Genomic DNA, 19,541 nt, shown 5'->3' with positions numbered 1-19,541 from the left:
GCAAGCCAACTTGCTCGGATTAAACGCGAAACAGGCTTCATGCCGCGTCAGTAGGTTAACCCGATATAGAAGTTTCTGCGTCAATGGATTGGGTCGGCCCCAAGTCCTCCCATCCTGCCATCAGCGAATGTGACGACAAAGAGCCGGCCACGCGGCGAATGCCGGATCATGACAAGGCACACGGGCATGCAGGAACTCAAGGTATCCAACGATACGTCGGCGTTCGAAGTGCCTGTTGCCCTGGATGAAAGCGGCAGACTTTCGGATTATTGTGTCCGGCAAGCCCTGACGATGATGGATACTCACGGTCTGGTTGTTCTGACCAACCTGCTATCCGATCAGGAAGCGGATATTGGGCTGGATCTGATGCGCCGGACCATCAATGATCCGGATCGCAGCCGCAGCGCCTTCGCCAGCGAGACCGATAATTCCTATCTGCGCCGCGACTTCTGCTCCCTTCCATCGACCCCGCCGGTAAAGGGCTTTGCGGCCATGCTGTGCCAGCGGCTGGAGGGCGTTCTTTCGGAATATTGCGGCCGGTCGCGGCCGGTGCTCGAAGTCGCCACCTTCACCAGCTATCTCGGTTCGTCCCATCAATATATCCACCGCGATCCGAGCGGCGTGATCAGCATGTTCGCGGCGGTCGAAGATGTCTCGGCGCAGCAGGGCGGGACCGTGTTCGTTCCCGGCACGCACATGTATGGCGGCGCCGGAAACAATCATGGCGGACAGGCCTATGCGTTGATGGAGTTGTTCCGGACGAGAGCGAATTATCGCATCTTCATCCATAATTTCAGAAAGCTATGGCACATGAGCAAAGGTGGTGATGCCCCGCTGGCGCCCGGCGAATTTCTCGACCGGGTATTTTCGACCAAGTGGGATCAGCACCAACCCAATCTGCTGCGCTTTGTGCTGGGAAAGAATGCCCAATTCAGCTTGCGTATGCTCGGGCCGCGCACGTTGTGGAAGCTTTACCGCCAGCGAGAGGCGCTCGATAAGCTGTTCACGCTGGTGCAGATGGCGCCGCGCAAGGGCACGGTCATTCTCTACCGGAGCGATCTGCTCCACGCCGGGCCTGACAACCGGTCGCCGCATCCCCGGCATTTCTTCGGCATGAGCATCGCGCGCGACATCATCGAGACCAAATACTGGCATGACGGGTATTCGCCGCACCCCACGTTGACGGCCGATCCCATCTGCCTTGGCGATCTTCTGGATGCCCCGCCTGCATCGGCCTCGCCCAAAACGGCGAACCACCGGCTGCGAACGCTGGTGGATTGATCCGGCGCACATGAGGGAAACCGCCGTCCCGCCGCGAAGGCAGGATGGCAGGTCTTATCTGAGGCTCACCACGTTGTCGGTCGCTTCGCGTACCCGGGTGCCGTTGAACAGGCTCATCATCGGTTCGTCGGACACCGTCACCACCTGCGCGGCGCCGTAGCCGTTGAAGCCGGTCTTCATCGCCGCGCCATAGGCGCCGATCATGCCGATTTCGATGTAGTCGCCCGCCTGAATGTCGGCAGGCAGCACGAACGGGCCCTTCATGTAATCGGCATCGTCGCAGGTCGGGCCGTAGAAGGCGAAATCCGCGTCATCCTCGATCAGGTCGTCTTCCAGCGCACGCACCGGGAAACGCCATGCCACATGCGCGGCGTCATACAGCGCGCCGTAAGCGCCATCGTTGATGTAGAGTTCCTCGCCGCGGCGCTTGTTCACCTGCACGATCATCGAGCTGTATTCCGCGCTCAGCGCGCGGCCGGGTTCGCACCACAGCTCGGCGTTGTAGGCAATCGGCAGCGCTTCGAAATGGCGGGCGATGATCGCGAAGTAATCTTCCATCGGCGGCGGTTCGAGGCCGGGATAGGCGCTCGGGAAGCCCCCGCCCACGTCGATCATGTCGATCACCACCGAAGCCTCGGCAATGGCCGCACGGGTGCGATCCAGCGCCTGCACGAAAGCGAACGGGGTCATGGCCTGGCTGCCGACGTGGAAGCACACGCCCAGCCAATCGCAATGCTGGCGGGCCTGCTGGAGCAGCAGCGGGGCTTCGACGAGGTCGCAGCCGAACTTCGACGCCAGCGACAGCTCGGAATATTCGCTCGACACGCGCAGCCGGACGCACAAGCGCAGATCGCGCGGTGCCTCGCCGGTTTCGCGGTTGCGGCAGGCGTCGATGATCTTCTCCAGTTCCTCGACCGAATCGAGGCTGAAGGTCTTCACGCCATGTTCGAAATAGGCTTCCGCAATCGCCGCCGGGGTTTTCACCGGGTGCATGAAGCACAGCACCGCCTGCGGCAGAATGCCCCGCACCAGCCGCACTTCGGCAATCGAGGCGACGTCGTAATGCGTCACGCCCGCATCCCACAGCACCGCGATCAGATCGGGCGCAGGGTTGGCCTTGACCGCATAGAGCACCTTGCCGGGAAACTTCTCGACAAAGAAACGAGCGGCTCGCCGCGCGGCATGCGGGCGATTGAGAATGACGGGTTCGTCCGGAACGAGGTCGCGGACTACAGCCTGTGCGTTGGGATAGATGTGCAACTCAAGGGACCCCCGAAACGGTTTGTGAAAACCATAAAACGACAAGCTGCCTTGCGGTTAGGAAGTCCCCTTGGGGCAGCGGGAACGGGGCAAATAGGGCTTGGGGGCCGAATTGCAATCGAAAAATCCGTTTGCGGCGGTGGAGGCGATGCTTTTTGAAAAAAGGCCATGCCCCAATAACGGAGCATGGCCTGAAAGTTCCTGATTTTTGCGATCTGCCGCGCTTAGAATGCGATCTGCGGCACCTGATCGACGGTGCCCTTTTCGCTGTCGTCGAGCCGGTTGAAGTCCGCCTCGCCAAAGCCGAGCAAGCCGGCGAACAGCACCGCCGGGAAGGATTCGCGCGCCGAATTGAACCGCGCCACCGCAGCGTTCAATGCGCGGCGGGCAGCAGCCAGCTTGTCCTCGACATCGCCAAGATCGTTCTGGAGCGACTGGAAGTTGGCCGAAGCCTTGAGATCGGGATAGGCCTCGCCCAGCGCCAGCAGGTTATCGAGGGCGATCTTCAACTGCTGCTCGCCGCCCGAAGTCGGCCCGCCCTTGGCCGCGGCATTGCGCGCCGCGATTACCGCTTCCAGCGTGCTGGCTTCATGCCCGGCATAGCCCTTCACCGCTTCCACCAGATTGGGGATCAGATCATGGCGCTGACGCAACTGCGCGTCGATATCGGCCACGCCCTGATTCACATTCTGCCGCAGACGCACCAGATTGTTGTAGATGCCGATCAACAGCAGCACGAGAGCGACCGCGATGACAAGGATCGCCGAAGTCCAGAACCAGCCGAGAATATCAACCATGACGCAACAACTCCTTTGCTTGGGCGCAACTATAGCGGACAATTGTTAAGGGAATGCAGACAAGATTGCGCTATAGCTTTCACTATGCGGGCAAATGTCAACCAACTGATGCAGGGGCAATTGGGCGAGTGGCTGGAATCCCAGTCCGCCATGCGCGCCGCCGCCAAGGAAAAGGCCGCCTCGCGCTGGACGTGGGGCGCGGCGCTGCTGATGCCGGTGCTGGCCTTCCTGTGGTTCGGGCCGGATGGGCTGGGCAGCTTTCGCACATTCATCAGCATCGGCGCGGCGATCGGCGTGGGCGTGTGGGGCTATCAGCCGATTGCCGAGGCGAAAAAGCAGATCAAGGTCGGGATCAATTCGGCCATCGCCGCCAGTCTTGGCGTGTCCTACGCGCACGAAGTCGAACCGGGGGCCGAGTTCGAATCGGCCAAGCGTTACGGCCTGCTCCCCTCCTACGACCGCTCAGGCTTCGAGGATCGCTGGCACGGCGCGCTCGAAGGGCATGGCTTCAATCTCTACGAAGCCCATCTCGAGGAACGCCGCGGATCCGGCAAGAACCGGCGCTGGGTGACGGTGTTTCGCGGGGTCATCATCCAGATGGCATTTGGTCGTCCGTTCCGGTCGACCACGCTCCTGCAGCGCGCCGGCAAGCACAAGAAGTGGCTCGGACTGGGCTCGGCCAAGGACAGCGTCAGCTTCGACGGGCACCAGCTGGACTTCGTCGACCAGGTGCATCCCGATTTCGACGAGGTGTTCGCGCTCTACAGCGACGATCAGGTCGAAGCGCGGGTGCTGGTGCATCCCTCCTATCTGGAACACCTGCTGCGGCTGGAAAGCGCCTTCGGAGCCAAGGAACTGCGCGCGCTGTTCACCGGGGGCGAGGTGATCCTCGCGGTCGAAGGCAAGGACATGTTCGAAAGCGGCACGATGGATGCAAAGCAGGATCGCGTGCGCGCCGAGGAGACCGCAGAGCAATTCGCCGCACTGGCGGGCCTTGCGCTGGCGATCAACCAGACCGAGCGTGGGCGGGCCATAGGCGCGGCGCAGATGCCGCAGGCGCCCGATTCCCGCGCTTTGCATGGCGAGGAAATTGGCGCTCCGGTCGTTGCCCGCCCCGCTGGCGGGTTCGGGTGCAAGGGGATCTAGACGCTGGGCTGCTGCCCGGCGTCTGCCTCCCCCGCAGCGACCGGGTAGGCATCGCCGATCAGGCTCAGCAGCACCTCAACATTGGCGCGCAGATTGGCCATCGTCACACCCTGATCGAGCACGACATAGCGCGTGAAGCCCAGCGACTTCTGCTCGAAATCGACCCAGATGTTGAGTGCAGCGAAATTAAGGTTGGCGTCGGCCACAGTTTCATAAGTCGTGCCCGGCGGAAGATCGAACTGTGCCTGCATCAGCACGCCCTGACACCCGGGCACCCCTGCCACATCGCAGGCGGTGCCGAGCAGGACATAGCGGATCTGATCGGGGCTTTCGGCGAGGATCATCACCTCGCTGCCTTCGTTCCCGCCCCCGCCTTCGCCATCGTCCTCTTCGATCACCTGATGGCCGAGCGAGCCGACCACCGCCGCGAGATCGGCGGCGCCCACCGATGCCTTCACCTCGCCGGCGACATAGGTCTGCGCGCTGGCGGGCGCGGCGGCTGCGAGCGCGAGCGCGCCTGCCGCAATAATTGAAACGAACCTCATGATACCCCCCTGCAACTACCGCCGGGAGCATCCCGCGTCAGCTCAAACGATCCCGGAAATCCTCGTAATCGAACCGCTTGATGCAGTCGAGAGCGTCGCTCTCGCTGTCCCACATCCAGATCGAGGGCAGCTGCACCCCGTTAAAGGTGTTGGTCTTGACCATCGAGTAATGCGCCTGATCGAGAAAGGCGAAGCGCGCGCCGGGTTCGGCAGGCACCGGCAGGCGGTAATCGCCGATCACGTCGCCCGCGAGGCAGGACGGCCCGCCCAGCCGGATCGGGATCATGTCGGGATCGTCGAGTTCGCCGAGCATCGCGGGACGGTACGGCGCTTCGAGCACATCGGGCATGTGGCACGTCGCGCTGATATCGCTGATGCCGACCGGCACTTCGTTGAACATCGTGTCGAGCAGCGTGCCGACCAGAATGCCCGCATCCAGCGCCACTGCCTCGCCCGGTTCGAGGATGATCTGGCAGCCGGTATCCTCGGCAGCGTCCTTCAGGAATTCGACCAGTTCATCGCGTTGGTAATCGGCGCGGGTGATATGGTGGCCGCCGCCCATGTTGATCCATCTGAGCTGCCCGAAGAACGGCTCGATCACGTCGAACACCCTGTCCCAAGTGGCTTTCAGTGGCTCGAAATCCTGTTCGCACAGGTTGTGGAAATGGATGCCCTCCACCCCTTCCATATGCTCTTCGGTGAGCTGGTCGAGCGGGAAGCCGAGCCGCGATCCGGGCGCGCTGGGGTCGTACTTGGCGACCTCGCCCGTCGCCACCTGCGGGTTGATCCGAAGCCCGACGCTGACCGGCGCGCCATTGGCCGCCGCGTTGTCGAGGATCAGCCGGGCGCGCGCGTGCTGGAACGGAGAGTTGAAAATCACGTGATCGGAGAGACGGCAGATTTCCTCCAGCTCTTCAGGCTTGAAGGCGGCGGAATAGGTCGCGATTTCGCCATCGTAGAACTCGGACGCGAGCCGCGCTTCCCACAACCCGCTGGTTGAGACGCCGTCGAGATACTCACCGATGATCGGCGCGGCCGACCACATGCTGAACGCCTTCAGCGCTGCGAACACCTTGATATCCGCGCCGTCCGCCGCCGCCGCATCGCGGACGCCCGCCAGCACGCGGCAATTGGCACGCAGCTTGGCCGCGTCCACGACGAAAGCGGGGCTGTCGACGCGGGCAAGGTCGAAATGGGCGAAGGGGCCCGGATCACCGGCTTTGGTTTGCACTCAGAAATTCTCCAGAGCTTGCGCAAAGGCACTTGCGGCCGCCGCGTCAAAACAGACCAGCGCGATTTGATCAAAGGCTGCGGGGTGCTCGCGCACTTCAATGGTGATGGTTTCGACGGCGACAAGGGCAGCTTGCGCGATCGGGTACCCATAGATGCCGGTCGAGATGGCAGGAATACCAATTGTGCGTGCCCCGATCTCCCGCGCCCGGCGGAGAGATTCGCTGTAGCAGCTTGCGAGCAATTCGGGCTCTCCGTTCTTACCGCCACGCCACACCGGGCCGACCGTATGGATGATATGGCGCGCGGGAAGGCGATAAGCTTTGGTGACTTTGGCCTGACCGGTCTTGCAACCCCCAAGCAGGCGGCATTCATGGACAAGATCAGGCCCCGCGGCCCGGTGGATTGCCCCGTCCACCCCGCCCCCGCCCAGCAGCGACGAATTGGCGGCGTTGACGATGGCGTCGAAGGCCATCGTCACGATGTTGCCAGTGACAACCTCAATGTGTGCCTGCCCAATCTGCAGCAAGGCTCAAAACCCGACCGGCCCGTCCATTTCCTCGACCGTCCACGGCAGGCCGTGGGCGTTGAGCATGTCCATGAAGGGATCGGGATCGAGCTGTTCGATGTTGAACACGCCCTCCCCGCGCCAGTCACCGCGCACCATCATCGCCGCGCCGATCATCGCGGGCACGCCCGTGGTGTACGAAACAGCCTGATTGCCCGTTTCCTCGTAAGCCGCCTCATGCGAGCAGATGTTCTTGATGTAGAACGTCTTCTCGCCCGAACCATCCAGCGCTTCGCCAGTCGCGATCACGCCGATATTGGTGTTGCCCTTGGTCGTCTCGCCCAGCGATTCCGGCTTGGGCAGCACAGCGGCGAGGAATTGCAGCGGGATGATGTCGCGGCCCTGATACTTCACCGGCTCGATGCTGGTCATGCCGACATTCTGAAGCACGGTGAGGTGGGTGATGTACTGATCGCCGAAGGTCATCCAGAACCGCGCACGCTCCAGTTCGGGGACGAACCTGGCGAGGCTTTCCAGCTCCTCGTGATACATCAGATAGGCGTTCTTCTTGCCGACCGCTTCGAAATCGAACTCGGTCCTGACCTGCATCGCCGGGGTTTCAACCCACTCGCCGTTCTCCCAGTGGCGTGCGGGCGCGGTCACTTCGCGGATGTTGATTTCCGGGTTGAAGTTGGTCGCGAAATGCTGGCCGTGATCGCCGCCGTTGCAATCGAGAATGTCGAGCTGGCGGATGGTCTTCAGCTTATGCTTCTTGAGCCACATGGTGAACACGGATGTGACGCCCGGATCAAAGCCTGACCCCAGCAGCGCCATCAGTCCGGCATCCTTGTAGCGATCCTGATAGGCCCACTGCCAGTGATATTCGAACTTGGCCTCGTCCTTGGGCTCGTAATTCGCGGTGTCGAGGTAATCGACGCCCGCCTCCAGGCAGGCGTCCATGATCGGCAAATCCTGATACGGCAGCGCGAGGTTCACCACGAGGCCCGCGCCGGTCTTGCGGATCAGGTTGACCATTGCCGGGACTTCCTCGGCGTCGATCTCGTAAGTAGCGACGTCGCGCCCGCAGCGTTCCTTCACGCTGGCGGCAATCGCATCGCATTTGGATTTGGTGCGGCTGGCGAGATGGATTTCGGGGAAGATGTCCGGGTTGAACGCCATCTTGTGAACGCAGACCGAGCTGACCCCGCCCGCTCCGATGACGAGTACGGGTTTGCGTTCGGGGCTGGAGTTTGCTGCCGACATCCTAGGAACCTTTCGTAATGCGAATCTTGCGCTGCGCTTAGTCTAACGCGGCTCACGGGACAAATGATCCGCGTTTCCTACAGAGTGATGATGCGCAAGGATGCACGAATGCGTTACCGCGCCCGCCCTGCCCCGCCTGCGACGCCGACAGGAGAAGCTTTGCGCGGCGGCCGGTTTTCTGCTTCTGGACTGTGTCTCATGTGTCTCCTACAGCTAGGTCCGCGCCCTCATGAATGAACGTATCCCGACAAACGCAGGCGTGATCGCCGCCGCGAAGGCCGTGGCCGATATCCTGCCCCCCACCCCTCTGCTGCCGGTGGAGATCGGCGGCGTTCAGGCGTGGGTGAAGGCCGACAACCTGCAACCCATCGGCGCGTTCAAGATCAGGGGCGCGTGGTGGCGGCTGGTGAACCTGACGGAAGCGGAGCGCGCGGCCGGTGTGGTCGCGGTGTCATCGGGCAACCATGCGCAAGGCGTGGCGTGGGCGGCAAAGCGGCTGGGCATCCGCGCCGCGATCGTCATGCCGCGCGATGCGCCGCAGGTGAAGCTGGCGAACACCAAGGCGCTGGGGGCCGAGGTGGTGCTGTACGAACGGCCAGGTGAGGATCGTGACGAGGTGGCCGCCAAGCTGATTGCGGAACGCGGCGGCACGCTGGTCCATGCCTTCGGTGATCCGTGGGTGATCGAAGGGCAAGGCAGCGCGGCAATCGAGGCCGCAGCCCAGCTTGGCCGTGCGCCGAGCCGGATCATCGCCTGCTGCGGCGGCGGGGGGCTGGCGGCGGGCCTCGCGCTGGGCGCGCCGACAGCCAGAATCCACCCGGTCGAGCCCGTCGGCTGGGACATGGTCGGCCAATCGCTCGCCGCCGGCGAGATCGTCCACACCGCGCCCGATGCGCCGAAGACGATCTGCGATGCGCTGCAACCCAATGCGACCAAGCCGCTCAACCTCGGATTGTTACAGGGCCGCTCCGAACCGGGTGTCGCCGTGACCGACGCCGAAGTGCGTGCCGCCCAGCGGTTCGCCTTTGCCAACCTGCGGCTGGTGGTCGAACCCGGCGGCGCGGCGGCGCTGGCCGCGGCGCTGGCGGGCAAGGTGCCGGTCGATGCGGACACCGTCATCATGCTGACCGGCGGCAATGCCGATCCGGCAGCGTTCGCGGCAACAATCGCGGGCCATGATTGAGCCTGTGGAAACCGTCACATTGCCGACATGCTGGGGCCATATGGCCGCAGCCTGACGTTACGTAAGGACAGGGGTCGCATGGCAACTCAGGCAAAGCGGATTATCGAGGATGCGGTGATCCGCAAGGACGTGAGGCTTGGCGACAAGCTGCTCGACAAGGCGTTCGCGCTCGCGTTCAAGGGGCTGGTCTATGCCCAGATCTGGGAAGACCCGGTGGTGGATATGGAAGGACTGGATATACAGCCCGACAGCCGCCTGATGTGCATCGCCAGCGGCAGTTGCAACGCGCTGTCCTATCTGACAGCGAACCCGGAAAGCGTGACTGCAGTCGACCTCAACCACGCGCATGTTGCGCTGGGCAAGCTCAAGATCGCGGCGATCCGCCACTTGCCCAATTACGAACGGTTCCACCGCTTCTTCGCGCACGCCGATCACAAGGAGAACGCGGCGGTCTATCGCGAGATGATCGCCCCGCATCTCGACCCGGAAAGCCGCGCCTATTGGGAAAAGCGCGACATACGCGGGCGGCGGCGCATCTCATACTTCACGCGCGGCATTTACCGGAAGGGATTGCTCGGCAATTTCATCGGTTTGGCGCACGTCTTTGCCAAGCTTTACAAGATCGATCTGGGCAAGGTGCTCACGGCATCGACGCTGGAGGAACAGCGCGAAGTGTTCGAACGCGAGCTGGCCCCGGTGTTCGAGAAGAAGTTCATCCGCTGGCTGACCGATCAGCCCGCATCGCTGTTCGGGCTCGGCATTCCGCCCGCGCAGTTCGATCATCTGGCGGGCGACGAACGCATGGCCGAGGTGCTGCGGCGACGGCTGGAGAAACTCGCCTGCGATTTCGAGGTGAAGGACAACTACTTCGCGTGGCAGGCCTTCGGGCGCGGATACAGCCGGGCCGAGGGCGCGCCGCTGCCGCCCTATCTCCAGCGCGCCAACTGGGAGGCGATCAAGGAGCGGGTGGAGCGGCTCGACGTCACCCGCGCCAACATGGTGGGCTGGATCGGCAGCCGCGACGAAGCGAGCATGGACCGTTTCGTACTGCTTGATGCGCAGGACTGGATGAACAATGCGCAGCTCGACGATTTGTGGAGCAAGATCACCCGCGCCAGCCGCCCCGGCGCGCGGGTGCTGTTCCGCACCGCTGCCGAGCCGAGCCTGCTACCGGGCCGACTGGATGATGCGATCCTGTCGCAGTGGCGCTATCTCGATCAGGTTTCCGCCGATTGCACCCGCCGCGATCGTTCGTCGATCTATGGCGGCGTCCACGTGTACGAGCTGGCCTGATGGCTTCGGCAACGGGTCATGCCGCATTGATGGACGAGGTCTATCGTGGGCAGCGGCACATCTATGATCTCACCCGCAAATACTACCTGTTCGGGCGGGACACGCTGATCGCGGGGCTGGATGCGCAGCCGGGAATGCGGGTGCTGGAAATCGCCTGCGGGACGGGCCGCAACCTTGCCAAGATCGGCAAGGCGTGGCCGGGGGTAAAGCTGTACGGCCTAGATATCTCGGCCGAAATGCTCAAGAACGCGCGCGCAACCTTGGGGGCGGAGGCGCGGCTGGTCGAAGGCGATGCCTGCGCCTTCGATGCGCCTGCGCTGCTGGGAGAGCCCGCGTTCGAACGCGTGGTGCTGTCCTATTCGCTATCGATGATACCCGACTGGGAAGGTGCCTTTGCGCACGCAGCGCGGCATCTGGCGCCCGGCGGCGAATTGCACGTGGTCGATTTCGGCGACCTTGGCGGTGTGCCCGGACCGCTGCGGCGGCTGCTGCACGCGTGGCTGGCAAAATTCCACGTCGCCGCGCGCAGCACCCTTCCGCAGGTCGCGGCGCGGCAGGCAAGCGAGCACGGTTTGACGCTGACGAGCCAGCGCGGCGGGCTGGGCTATTTCCAGCTGCACGTGCTGCGCGCCGGCTAAATGGAGGTCGAGAGCATCCACAGCGCCATGCCGATCATCATCAGGTTCTCGGTCAGCGACACGAACCCCAGTGGCACATTGCTGTCGCCGCCGACGCAGGCGCATTTCAGCTCGCGCCGGTCGATATAGACCGCCTTGAACACCGAGACCGCGCCGATGGTGCCGATGAACAGCGCGACCGGGATCGACACCCAATGCAGCACGCCCGCCACCATCAGCACCCCGGCCAAGCCTTCGGCAAACGGATAGATGGTGGCATAGGGCACCCAGCGCTGGGCCAGCAGGTCGTAATTGAGGAACATCGTAGCGAACCGGTCGACATTCTGGAGCTTCAGCAGCGCCAGCACGCACATGCTGAAGGCGATGAACCATTCGGCCACACGGATGCTCAGCACCGTGCCATCCGCTGCGATTCCGGTCGCCATCGCCATCAGGGCGGTCATTGCGAACAATGCGGCGACGGGGCGATAACTGGTCGCCTTGGGATCAGCCACAGTCAGCCCGAGGTGGCGGCGCAGATCGTCATAGCCACCGATCCGCTTCCCGTCGATGAAGGTCTGCGGCGTGGTGGCGACATCATGCCGCTGCTTGAAGGCGTCGGTCTCGGCGCGGGTCGTCAGATGGTGATCCTCGACGCTGTAGCCGTTCTTGCGCAGCAGGTGCTTCGCCTTCAGCCCGTAGGGACAGATGTGATCGCCCATCACCATACGGTGGAGGGCAGCGGTCTTGTCTGGCGCGGTCATGGCGTTCGGTCCCTTGTGGCCTTGTGTCGCCCCCTATATAGGTTCCGTACCATAGTACGGTTTCAAGAGGCAAAATGAAGATCGGTGATCTGGCCCGCGCGGGCGGTGTGAATGTCGAGACAATCCGCTTCTACCAGCGCAAGGGATTGCTGCCGGAACCGCCGCGCGCCGATGGTCCCCGGCGATATGCGCGCGCGGACCTCGAACGGCTGCGATCGATCCGCGCGGCACAGACGGCAGGGTTCACGCTCGACGAGATCGGCACGCTGCTGGCGCTCGACCGGTCCGACCGGAGCGCGGCTCTCGGGCTCGCAACCACGCGGATCGCCGCGCTCGACGAACGGATCGCCACGCTCCAGACAATGCGCGCCGCGCTGGTGACGCTGGCGGATGCCTGCGCAGCGGGAGCCGGCGGCCCCTGCCCGATCATCGCCGCGTTCAGCGAGCAGGCGGCCCGGCCGGGATAGGTTGCAATTGACAATCCTTCGCGGCTCTCGCAGGTAATCGCGCGAGGCAATCGACAGGGGACCAATCGATGCAAGCGCAAATGCTCGCGCCCGCCGCCGTTCTGGTGGTTTGGACGCTGATCGTGTTGTTGTGGATCATTCCGGCGCGGTTCGGGGCGGTTGCCAAATTGGCGGACAAATCCGCGCTGACCGGCAAGCAGGGCGCACGCGGCAATGATCTGGAAGGCGTGATCCCCGACAAGGCCAACTGGCCCGCGCATAATCACACCCATCTGCACGAGCAGCCGACGTTGTTCTATGCGACCGTGCTGATCCTCGCCCTGATGGGCCCGGGCGCAATCGATGTGGCGCTGGCCTGGGTCTACGTGGCCCTGCGGATCGTGCACTCGCTGTGGCAAATTCTGGTCAACGCCATTCCGGTGCGGTTCGGGCTGTTCCTCATCAGCACCATCGCGCTGATCGTGCTGGCGGTGCGGGCTGTCATGGCGACACTGCTGGCCGACCCTTCCGCGCTTCCCGTATAAGGACAATATCATGATCGGAATGGATATTCTGCAACCGGTGGTCGTGCTGCTGGCATGGACCATGGTGATGTGGCTGTGGATGTACGCCACCCGCATCCCGGCGATGAACAAGGCGGGGATCGACGCCAAGAACCTGGTCGGCGGCGAAGGGGCGAGCCTGCGCGCCAAGCTGCCCGACACCGTCAGCTGGAAAGCCGACAACTACAACCACCTGCACGAAGCGCCGACGCTGTTCTATGCGGTCGCAATCGTGCTGGCGATCATCGGACAGGGCGACGGGCTCAACACCATGCTCGCCTGGGCTTATGTGGGGTTGCGGGTCGCGCACAGTCTTGTGCAGGCAACGATCAATCGGGTGATCATCCGGTTTGCGCTTTACGCTCTGTCATCGCTGGTGCTGATGGCGCTGATCCTGCACGCGGCCATCGCAGTGTTCTAGCAACGCCCGAGGCGGCGGATCACTCCGCCGCTTCGGCCTGTTCCGCAACCGCGCTGTGGGCGCGCGCGGCAAGGAAGCGCTCGCCATCTAGCGCAGCCATGCAGCCCATTCCCGCAGCCGTTACCGCCTGCCGGTAGACATGGTCGGTCACGTCACCGGCCGCGAACACGCCGGGGATCACTGTCTTGGGCGTGCCGGGTTCGGTCAGCAGATAACCGCTATCATCCATCGACAGCTTGCCCTTGAACAATTCGGTCGCGGGCGCGTGGCCGATGGCGACAAACGCGCCGTCGACCTTGATGGTCGATGCCTCGCCCGTTGCCGTATCGGTCAGCGCGAGATGGTGGAGCATCCCGTTCTCGCCCGCCTCGAAGCTTTCCACCGCCTTGTTCCACAACACGCTGATCTTGGGATTGTTGAACAGGCGTTCCTGCAGGATCTTCTCGGCCCGCAGGCTGTCGCGGCGATGAATCAGGGTGACGTCGTCGGAATGGTTGGTGAGATAGAGCGCTTCCTCAACCGCAGTGTTCCCGCCGCCGATCACCGCCACCTTCTTGCCGCGATAGAAGAACCCGTCGCACGTGGCGCAGGCCGAAACGCCCTTGCCGCCCAGTTCCATCTCGCCCGGAGCGCCCAGCCACTTGGCCTGCGCGCCGGTGCAGATCACGAGCGTTTCGCCGATATATTCATCGCCGCTGTCGCCGATGGCGCGGAACGGCGGGCCGTTCTCCAGATCGACCGAAACGATGGTGTCCCACATCATGCGTGTGCCGACATGTTCGGCCTGCGCCTGCATCTCCTGCATCAGCCACGGGCCCTGCACCACATCGCGGAAACCGGGGTAGTTCTCGACATCGGTGGTGATGGTCAGCTGACCGCCGGGCTGAAGGCCCTGCACCACGATCGGTTCCAGCATGGCGCGCGCGGCATAGATCGCCGCCGAGTACCCTGCCGGGCCGGAGCCGATGATGAGCATCTTGGTGTGGTGCGTGGCCATGGTCCGTCTCTTCAATCCGTCAATGATGGTGCCGACGATATGGGGTGCAGCATCGCGATTGTCACGCCACCAGCCGCGCCCGCAGGCGTTCTTTCCTTGCCTCGTCCACACCTAATCTTGTGGCCAGATAGGCATCGAGCGACCCATGGTCGCGCGTCACCTCGGCAAAATAGGTCTCGATATATTCGGGCAGCACACCCATCAGGTTGTGCAGCGCCTCGGGCTCGATCGTGCCGTAATGCTCCTGCATCCTCGGGAGAGACTGGCGTTCCAGCACATGGCGCGAAGGTGCGTCGTTGGTGCGCAGGAATTCGGCCACCACATCGTCGCGGTGGACGCCGAGCACGTGGAGCAGCAGGCTCGCCGCGATTCCGGTGCGATCCTTGCCGGCGAAACAGTGCACCAGACTACCTCCGTCCCGTTCGTCCAACGCGGCGAAATAGCGGGTGAACATCGCGATCATCGCCGGGTTTACCGGCATCCGCGTATAAACCGCCAGCATCCGCTCGCGCGCCTTCTGCGGGGTCATGACCAACTGCCCGCCCCCGCCTTCATGCGGCGGCGAATTGCTGGTTTCGCCCTCATACGCGATCACTTCGGCAGCAAAGCGCGGGTGGCGGCGGCAGGGGAAGCCCGCCCGCTCGCTTGCTCCGCGCAGGTCGATGATCGTGCGGATGTCGAGCCGGTCGAGTGTTTCCAGGTCCGCGTCGCTAGCCTCCATATGCTGGCCCGAACGGAACAGCACGCCGGTCTGCACCCTGCCCTCGCCCGGCACGGCATAGCCGCCGTAATCGCGCAGATTGTGAATGCCCTCGGTCGGCAGGAATGGGCCGATGGCGGGTGCCTCGGCAGCGGTGCTGGAATTTTCGCGAATCATCGTCGGCGACACTGGCAGGGCCGCACCACCGGGGCAAGGCGGTGGCCGTGCCCGTTAGCTAGGGGGAAATGCTAAGGGCCGCGCCAAGGCCGCTTTGAGCACAACACGGTTAATCGGGAAGCCGAACGTAAGCTAACGAAAGCACTATTCCATGGCCCGGATCCTGATTGCCGACGATGACGAGCTTGTCGCCGAACTCGCCAGCGAGGTGCTGATGGATGCCGGTCATGCCTGCGGCTGGGTGACCAGCGCCGAGGCGGCATGGCAATGCGCGCGCCAGAAGCGACCCGACATCCTGCTGCTCGACCAGACCATGCCGGGCGAGTCGGGACTGACGCTGCTGCGCCGTTTGCGGCAGTCGGCCCACCTGTACGATCTGCCGGTGATCATGTTCACCGCGATGAGCGGCGAAGCGGACGAGGCGCAGGCGATCTATGCCGGCGCGCAGGACTTCATCCGCAAACCGTTCGATCCGGAACTGCTGGTGCGCCGGGTCGCCCGGCTCATCAAGCTGCGCGGCAATCGGCCGCGCCATGTCGATCTGAAGACCGCACTCGCCATCGAGAGCGGCGTTGCACCGCAGGCGCGCGCCGAAATGCGGCGGCGCGTGCTTTAGGCGCGCGCTTCAAACAACCAGCCGAACGCTGCGGGCATCAATGTTGCGTATGGGTGACACTATCGGCGCAAAAACCTGTGCCGGGGCGGGCAAGACGCGCGGCGGGTTGTGAAAAGCCACAAACTAGGTCAGCTTGCCGAAATCAGTCGCAATAACTTTCGGCTGTAACAGTAAGAGGCGCACAAAGGCAGAGGGACAAAAGCCCCGACCGCTCCTCGCGCAGGAAGAACCAATATCGAGCCACACCAGTGCTCGCGGGATTTACCCGTGAACTCGTGGCTTGAAATCATGACCCGCCTCAAGTCGCAAACACGACTGTTGGTGCGGTGATTATTGGACTTCCTAAGTGAGGACACTCAATGCGTTATTCGACACATGCCCGCCAGACCTCGTCGCTTTCCGCGCTTGCTGCAGCGATACTCGTTTCCGCCTTCGTTCCTGCGGTCGCGCAGGCTCAGGATTCCGTGGGCGACGATGCTGCCAGCGCCCAGCCGGACGAGGGTCAGATTGTCGTCACCGGCTCGCGCATCGCGCGTGATCCTAACATCGGCTCTGCCGCCCCGATCATTTCGGTGACCGCCGAAGAGCTGCAACGCTCCGGCACATCGGATGTGGTCGACACCCTGCGCGACATCCCCTCGCTCTCGACCTCGACTTCGTCCGAAGGCTCGATCGACGGCGTGTTTTCCGAAGCGGTCGGCCAGTCTATCCTTAACTTGCGCGGGCTTGGTTCGAACCGCACACTGGTGCTGGTCAACGGCAAACGTCACGTTTCCGGCGTCGCAGGCGAGCAGGCGGTCGACATCAACTCGATCCCCTCGGCCCTGATCGAGCGGGTGGAGGTGCTGACCGGCGGCGCTTCGTCGATCTACGGTGCGGACGCGGTGACGGGCGTGGTCAACTTCGTGCTGCGCGATGATTTCGAAGGGCTGCAAGCCAACATCCAGACCGGCATTTCCTCCGAAGGCGACGCGTGGCGCATCAATGGCGACCTGACCTGGGGCGCCAACTTCGCCGACGGACGCGGCAACATCACCATCTCGGGCGAATATGCCCGCAATGACGAATTGCAGTTCGGCGATCGCGGCTTTTCGCGCGATAATGGCATTGCCGATGATTACGACAACCCGGCGCTGCGCTTCCAAGCCGGAGACATCGGCGCCGATACGCCCAATTTCCGCGACTTCTTCGCCGTCGGTGCGGCCGGGTTCCCCACCGGGTTCCCGATCCCGAATGCCGACACCTTCACTCAGCGCTTTTTCAACGAGTTCGGGACCAATCCCAACCTGACCCCGGCAGAGCTCGCCCTGATCGACCGGGCGACCAATGCCCCGCGGCGCTTCATCGCGCGCAATCCGCGCTTCTCACTGTCATCGGCAGGCGGCGTGGTTGCGCCGGGCGATATCGGCCTGTCGGACGGGCCGGACATCAACGGCAATGGCGTTCCCGACTGCCTTGAATCCTCGGTCGGCTTCAACAGCACTTTCAATAACGGCGCCTTCGGCCTTGCAGGCGGCTGCGCCAACATCAATCCCGATGGCACCTTGTCGGTTTATGAGGACGGCCAGATCACCGGCCTGTTCAACCAGTTCGGCGGCCCGGGCATCCAGAACAACTTCAACGTCAACTCGCTGATCCCCGAAAGCGAGCGCTGGTCGGTCAACGCCAACCTCAGCTTCGAGATTTCATCCGAGGCCCAATTCTTTTTCGAAGGCAAGTATGTCTCGAACTCGTCCGAGTTCCAGGCCCAGCCCAACACTTTCTACGATCTGCTGACGATCCGGGCTGACAACCCCTTCATCACCCCCGATCTGCAACCCTTTGTCGGTGAGCTGTTCTTCGGCGATGGGGTGCAACAAGGCCTGTATCTGACCCGCGACCCGGCGGATCTCGGCCCCAACCGCAACCGCAACGAATTCGAGACCATGCGCTTCGTCGCCGGGTTGCGCGGTGCCATCACCGATCACTTCAGCTATGAGATCAGCGGCAATTACGGGAAGTTCGACCAGACCAGCTTCGATGCCAACCGCGTGATCATGGACCGGTTCTTTGCGGCAATCGACGTGGTGACCGGACCCGGCGGCCAGCCGATCTGCCGTTCGGACATCGACCCGACGGCACCGGCGACGACGCCGTTCGGCATTCCGGCAGGCGATCCGGGCTTCTTCACCTTCAACCCTGGCGATGGCCAGTGCCGCCCTGCCAACGTGCTCGGCGGCGTGGGTGCGATCAGTCAGGAGGCGATCGACTTCATCACCACGACCACCGTCAACCGGTTCTCGCTCGAACAGATGGTGTTCGACATGATCTTTACCGGCGATACCGGCGCGTTCCTTGAGCTGCCGGGCGGCCCCATCGGCTTTGCCACGGGCTTCGAATTCCGCGAGGAAAAGAGCCGTTCCAACTTCGATCCGCTTGCGATCGGGATCATTCCCGTCACCACCCCCGATGCCAATGAAGGCGATCTTCTGCGCGATCTCGGGTTTGCCCAGAACTCGCTGGTGTTCGATCCGGCCACTACTCTCAACAACGCCGGCGGCGAATTCACGGTGTACGATGTGTTCGGCGAAGTCCGCGTGCCGATCCTCGCCGGAATGCCGTTTGCCGAAACGCTCGAGGTGAGCGGTGCGGCGCGTTACTCGGACTATTCGACTGTCGGCGGCACCTTCACCTGGAACGTCGGCGCGCTCTACGCCCCGAGCCGCGACATCCTGTTCCGCGGAACCTATGCGGTTGCGGTGCGCGCGCCGAACATCAACGAGTTGTTCAACCCGGAACAGGGTGCGTTCTTCCGGCCGTTCGATCCGTGCGATGTCAACAATCTGGCAACCGCCGCCGATCCCGCACTGCGGCAGGCCAACTGCACCGCGTTTTTCCAAGGCATCGGCTTCGATCCGACGCTGGGGACCGGTTCCTATGCCTATGTCGATCCGCTCACCGCGCGTTTTTCGGGTTCGGTCAGCGGCAACCGCGATCTGCAGGAAGAAACCGCCACCACATGGACAGTCGGCGCGCAGATCACGCCGACATTCCTTCCGGGCCTCGCGATGAGCGTCGATTACTACAACATCGAAATCGACGACGCGATCAATGCCGTCGCAGCGCAGGACATTGTCGATAACTGCGTGGACAGCGCGTCGGTGCAAAACGGGTTCTGCGATCTCGTCACACGCAACCCCAACACCGGCGGCTTCACCTTCCTGCGTCAGACCTCGGTCAACTTCGCGCGGCAGGAAACTTCCGGGATCGAAGCCGCGCTGCGGTATGGTTTCGATCTGGGCGAGCATGGCTTCACCCTCAACGCAACCGGGACATGGGTCGAGAAGCTCAACAACTTCTTCGATCCGGGCGATCCGACTCTGGTCGATCCGGAACTCGGCGAAATCCAGCGTCCGGAATGGGCCGGTCGCGGCTCGCTGACCTGGGACTGGAAGGGGCTGGCCTTGACCTGGTCGACCACTTTCCTCGACAGTCAGGGCCTTCGCGGCGTCGAAATCGAGGAAGTCGGCACCACCGGGCAGGACACCTTCTCACCCGAGAACGGCTTGGCGAGCAACGCCTTCATTCATGACATCGCCTTCAGCTACGAAGCGAGCGACAGGTTCGAAGTGTATGGCGGGGTGAACAACATCTTCAACCGCCTGCCCTTCATCACCGAACAGGCCTTCCCGGTCAGCCCGGTGGGCACGTTCTTCTTCCTCGGGGTGCGCGCCTCGATGTAATCGGGCACCTGC

19 protein-coding genes are annotated in these 19,541 nt (G+C 63.2%); 10 read left to right on the top strand and 9 right to left on the bottom strand.

Annotated features, from left to right (window positions below; all coding sequences use genetic code 11):
* Positions 1-186 precede the first annotated feature (186 nt).
* Positions 187-1,281, top strand: a complete 1,095-nt coding sequence (locus tag Q0L48_RS06430; RefSeq protein WP_296718619.1) for a hypothetical protein — start codon at positions 187-189, stop codon at positions 1,279-1,281.
* Between the two features lie 54 nt (positions 1,282-1,335).
* Here the strand turns inward: Q0L48_RS06430 and Q0L48_RS06425 are convergent, their stop codons facing one another.
* Positions 1,336-2,541 carry a type III PLP-dependent enzyme gene (locus Q0L48_RS06425; protein ID WP_296718616.1) on the bottom strand — a complete coding sequence of 402 codons (1,206 nt, stop codon included), beginning with the start codon at positions 2,539-2,541 and terminating at the stop codon, positions 1,336-1,338.
* 224 nt (positions 2,542-2,765) lie between these two features.
* Positions 2,766-3,338, bottom strand: a complete 573-nt coding sequence (locus Q0L48_RS06420; RefSeq protein ID WP_296718611.1) for a LemA family protein — start codon at positions 3,336-3,338, stop codon at positions 2,766-2,768.
* An 84-nt stretch (positions 3,339-3,422) separates the two neighbouring features.
* On the opposite strand from Q0L48_RS06420, the gene Q0L48_RS06415 reads away from it, so the two are divergent.
* Complete coding sequence (locus Q0L48_RS06415; RefSeq protein WP_296718608.1) at positions 3,423-4,484, top strand: DUF3137 domain-containing protein; 1,062 nt, start codon at positions 3,423-3,425, stop codon at positions 4,482-4,484.
* Here Q0L48_RS06415 and Q0L48_RS06410 read toward each other — a convergent pair.
* Genes Q0L48_RS06410 through Q0L48_RS06395 form a run of 4 tightly spaced genes read right to left on the bottom strand, consistent with a single transcriptional unit; the run spans position 4,481 to position 8,030 of the window.
* Positions 4,481-5,029 carry a YbjN domain-containing protein gene (locus Q0L48_RS06410; RefSeq protein WP_296718606.1) on the bottom strand — a complete coding sequence of 183 codons (549 nt, stop codon included), beginning with the start codon at positions 5,027-5,029 and terminating at the stop codon, positions 4,481-4,483. The two genes, Q0L48_RS06415 and Q0L48_RS06410, sit on opposite strands and share 4 nt — an antisense overlap.
* A gap of 37 nt (positions 5,030-5,066) precedes the next feature.
* Positions 5,067-6,260, bottom strand: coding sequence for a carboxynorspermidine decarboxylase (locus Q0L48_RS06405; RefSeq protein WP_296718603.1), 1,194 nt, complete (start codon positions 6,258-6,260; stop codon positions 5,067-5,069).
* On the bottom strand, positions 6,261-6,779 hold the full coding sequence (locus tag Q0L48_RS06400; RefSeq protein WP_296718795.1) for an O-acetyl-ADP-ribose deacetylase: 519 nt from the start codon (positions 6,777-6,779) through the stop codon (positions 6,261-6,263). It abuts the gene before it with no gap.
* A 12-nt stretch (positions 6,780-6,791) separates the two neighbouring features.
* Entirely contained in the window at positions 6,792-8,030 is a 1,239-nt protein-coding gene (locus Q0L48_RS06395; protein ID WP_296718601.1) for a saccharopine dehydrogenase family protein, read from the bottom strand.
* A gap of 229 nt (positions 8,031-8,259) precedes the next feature.
* Here Q0L48_RS06395 and Q0L48_RS06390 point away from each other — a divergent pair, with 229 nt between their 5' ends.
* The 3 genes from Q0L48_RS06390 to Q0L48_RS06380 all read left to right on the top strand — a co-directional run bounded on the left by Q0L48_RS06390 (position 8,260) and on the right by Q0L48_RS06380 (position 11,144).
* Positions 8,260-9,213, top strand: a complete 954-nt coding sequence (locus tag Q0L48_RS06390; RefSeq protein WP_296718599.1) for a threonine/serine dehydratase — start codon at positions 8,260-8,262, stop codon at positions 9,211-9,213.
* Between the two features lie 78 nt (positions 9,214-9,291).
* On the top strand, positions 9,292-10,506 hold the full coding sequence (locus tag Q0L48_RS06385) for a DUF3419 family protein (RefSeq protein ID WP_296718597.1): 1,215 nt from the start codon (positions 9,292-9,294) through the stop codon (positions 10,504-10,506).
* Positions 10,506-11,144 (top strand): class I SAM-dependent methyltransferase, encoded by a 639-nt coding sequence (locus Q0L48_RS06380; protein ID WP_296718595.1) that lies wholly within the window; start codon positions 10,506-10,508, stop codon positions 11,142-11,144. Before Q0L48_RS06385 ends, Q0L48_RS06380 begins: the two co-directional genes overlap by 1 nt.
* Here the strand turns inward: Q0L48_RS06380 and Q0L48_RS06375 are convergent.
* Positions 11,141-11,887, bottom strand: coding sequence for a MauE/DoxX family redox-associated membrane protein (locus Q0L48_RS06375; RefSeq protein WP_296718594.1), 747 nt, complete (start codon positions 11,885-11,887; stop codon positions 11,141-11,143). The two genes, Q0L48_RS06380 and Q0L48_RS06375, sit on opposite strands and share 4 nt — an antisense overlap.
* Positions 11,888-11,961: 74 nt before the next feature.
* On the opposite strand from Q0L48_RS06375, the gene Q0L48_RS06370 reads away from it, so the two are divergent.
* The 3 genes from Q0L48_RS06370 to Q0L48_RS06360 all read left to right on the top strand — a co-directional run bounded on the left by Q0L48_RS06370 (position 11,962) and on the right by Q0L48_RS06360 (position 13,317).
* A complete protein-coding gene (locus tag Q0L48_RS06370) occupies positions 11,962-12,354 on the top strand; it encodes a MerR family transcriptional regulator (RefSeq protein ID WP_296718591.1) in 393 nt (130 codons plus the stop codon).
* A 68-nt stretch (positions 12,355-12,422) separates the two neighbouring features.
* Complete coding sequence (locus Q0L48_RS06365; protein ID WP_296718588.1) at positions 12,423-12,878, top strand: MAPEG family protein; 456 nt, start codon at positions 12,423-12,425, stop codon at positions 12,876-12,878.
* A 10-nt stretch (positions 12,879-12,888) separates the two neighbouring features.
* Complete coding sequence (locus Q0L48_RS06360; RefSeq protein ID WP_296718585.1) at positions 12,889-13,317, top strand: MAPEG family protein; 429 nt, start codon at positions 12,889-12,891, stop codon at positions 13,315-13,317.
* A 19-nt stretch (positions 13,318-13,336) separates the two neighbouring features.
* Here Q0L48_RS06360 and trxB read toward each other — a convergent pair whose 3' ends face one another.
* Both trxB and Q0L48_RS06350 read right to left on the bottom strand, forming a co-directional pair.
* On the bottom strand, positions 13,337-14,314 hold the full coding sequence (gene trxB, locus Q0L48_RS06355) for a thioredoxin-disulfide reductase (RefSeq protein ID WP_296718583.1): 978 nt from the start codon (positions 14,312-14,314) through the stop codon (positions 13,337-13,339).
* A 61-nt stretch (positions 14,315-14,375) separates the two neighbouring features.
* Positions 14,376-15,191, bottom strand: a complete 816-nt coding sequence (locus Q0L48_RS06350) for a tyrosine-protein phosphatase (RefSeq protein WP_296718582.1) — start codon at positions 15,189-15,191, stop codon at positions 14,376-14,378.
* 151 nt (positions 15,192-15,342) lie between these two features.
* On the opposite strand from Q0L48_RS06350, the gene Q0L48_RS06345 reads away from it, so the two are divergent.
* The gene (locus tag Q0L48_RS06345) at positions 15,343-15,807 is read left to right on the top strand and encodes a PleD family two-component system response regulator (protein ID WP_296718579.1); all 465 of its coding nucleotides are present in this window, start codon (positions 15,343-15,345) and stop codon (positions 15,805-15,807) included.
* Between the two features lie 359 nt (positions 15,808-16,166).
* The gene (locus tag Q0L48_RS06340; protein WP_296718578.1) at positions 16,167-19,529 is read left to right on the top strand and encodes a TonB-dependent receptor; all 3,363 of its coding nucleotides are present in this window, start codon (positions 16,167-16,169) and stop codon (positions 19,527-19,529) included.
* The last annotated feature ends 12 nt before the right edge of the window (positions 19,530-19,541 follow it).

The organism is Erythrobacter sp., assembly GCF_024305245.1.
Lineage (GTDB): Bacteria > Pseudomonadota > Alphaproteobacteria > Sphingomonadales > Sphingomonadaceae > Erythrobacter.
Note: the sequence above shows the minus strand (reverse complement) of the source record. Positions and strands in the feature narration are given on the sequence as shown.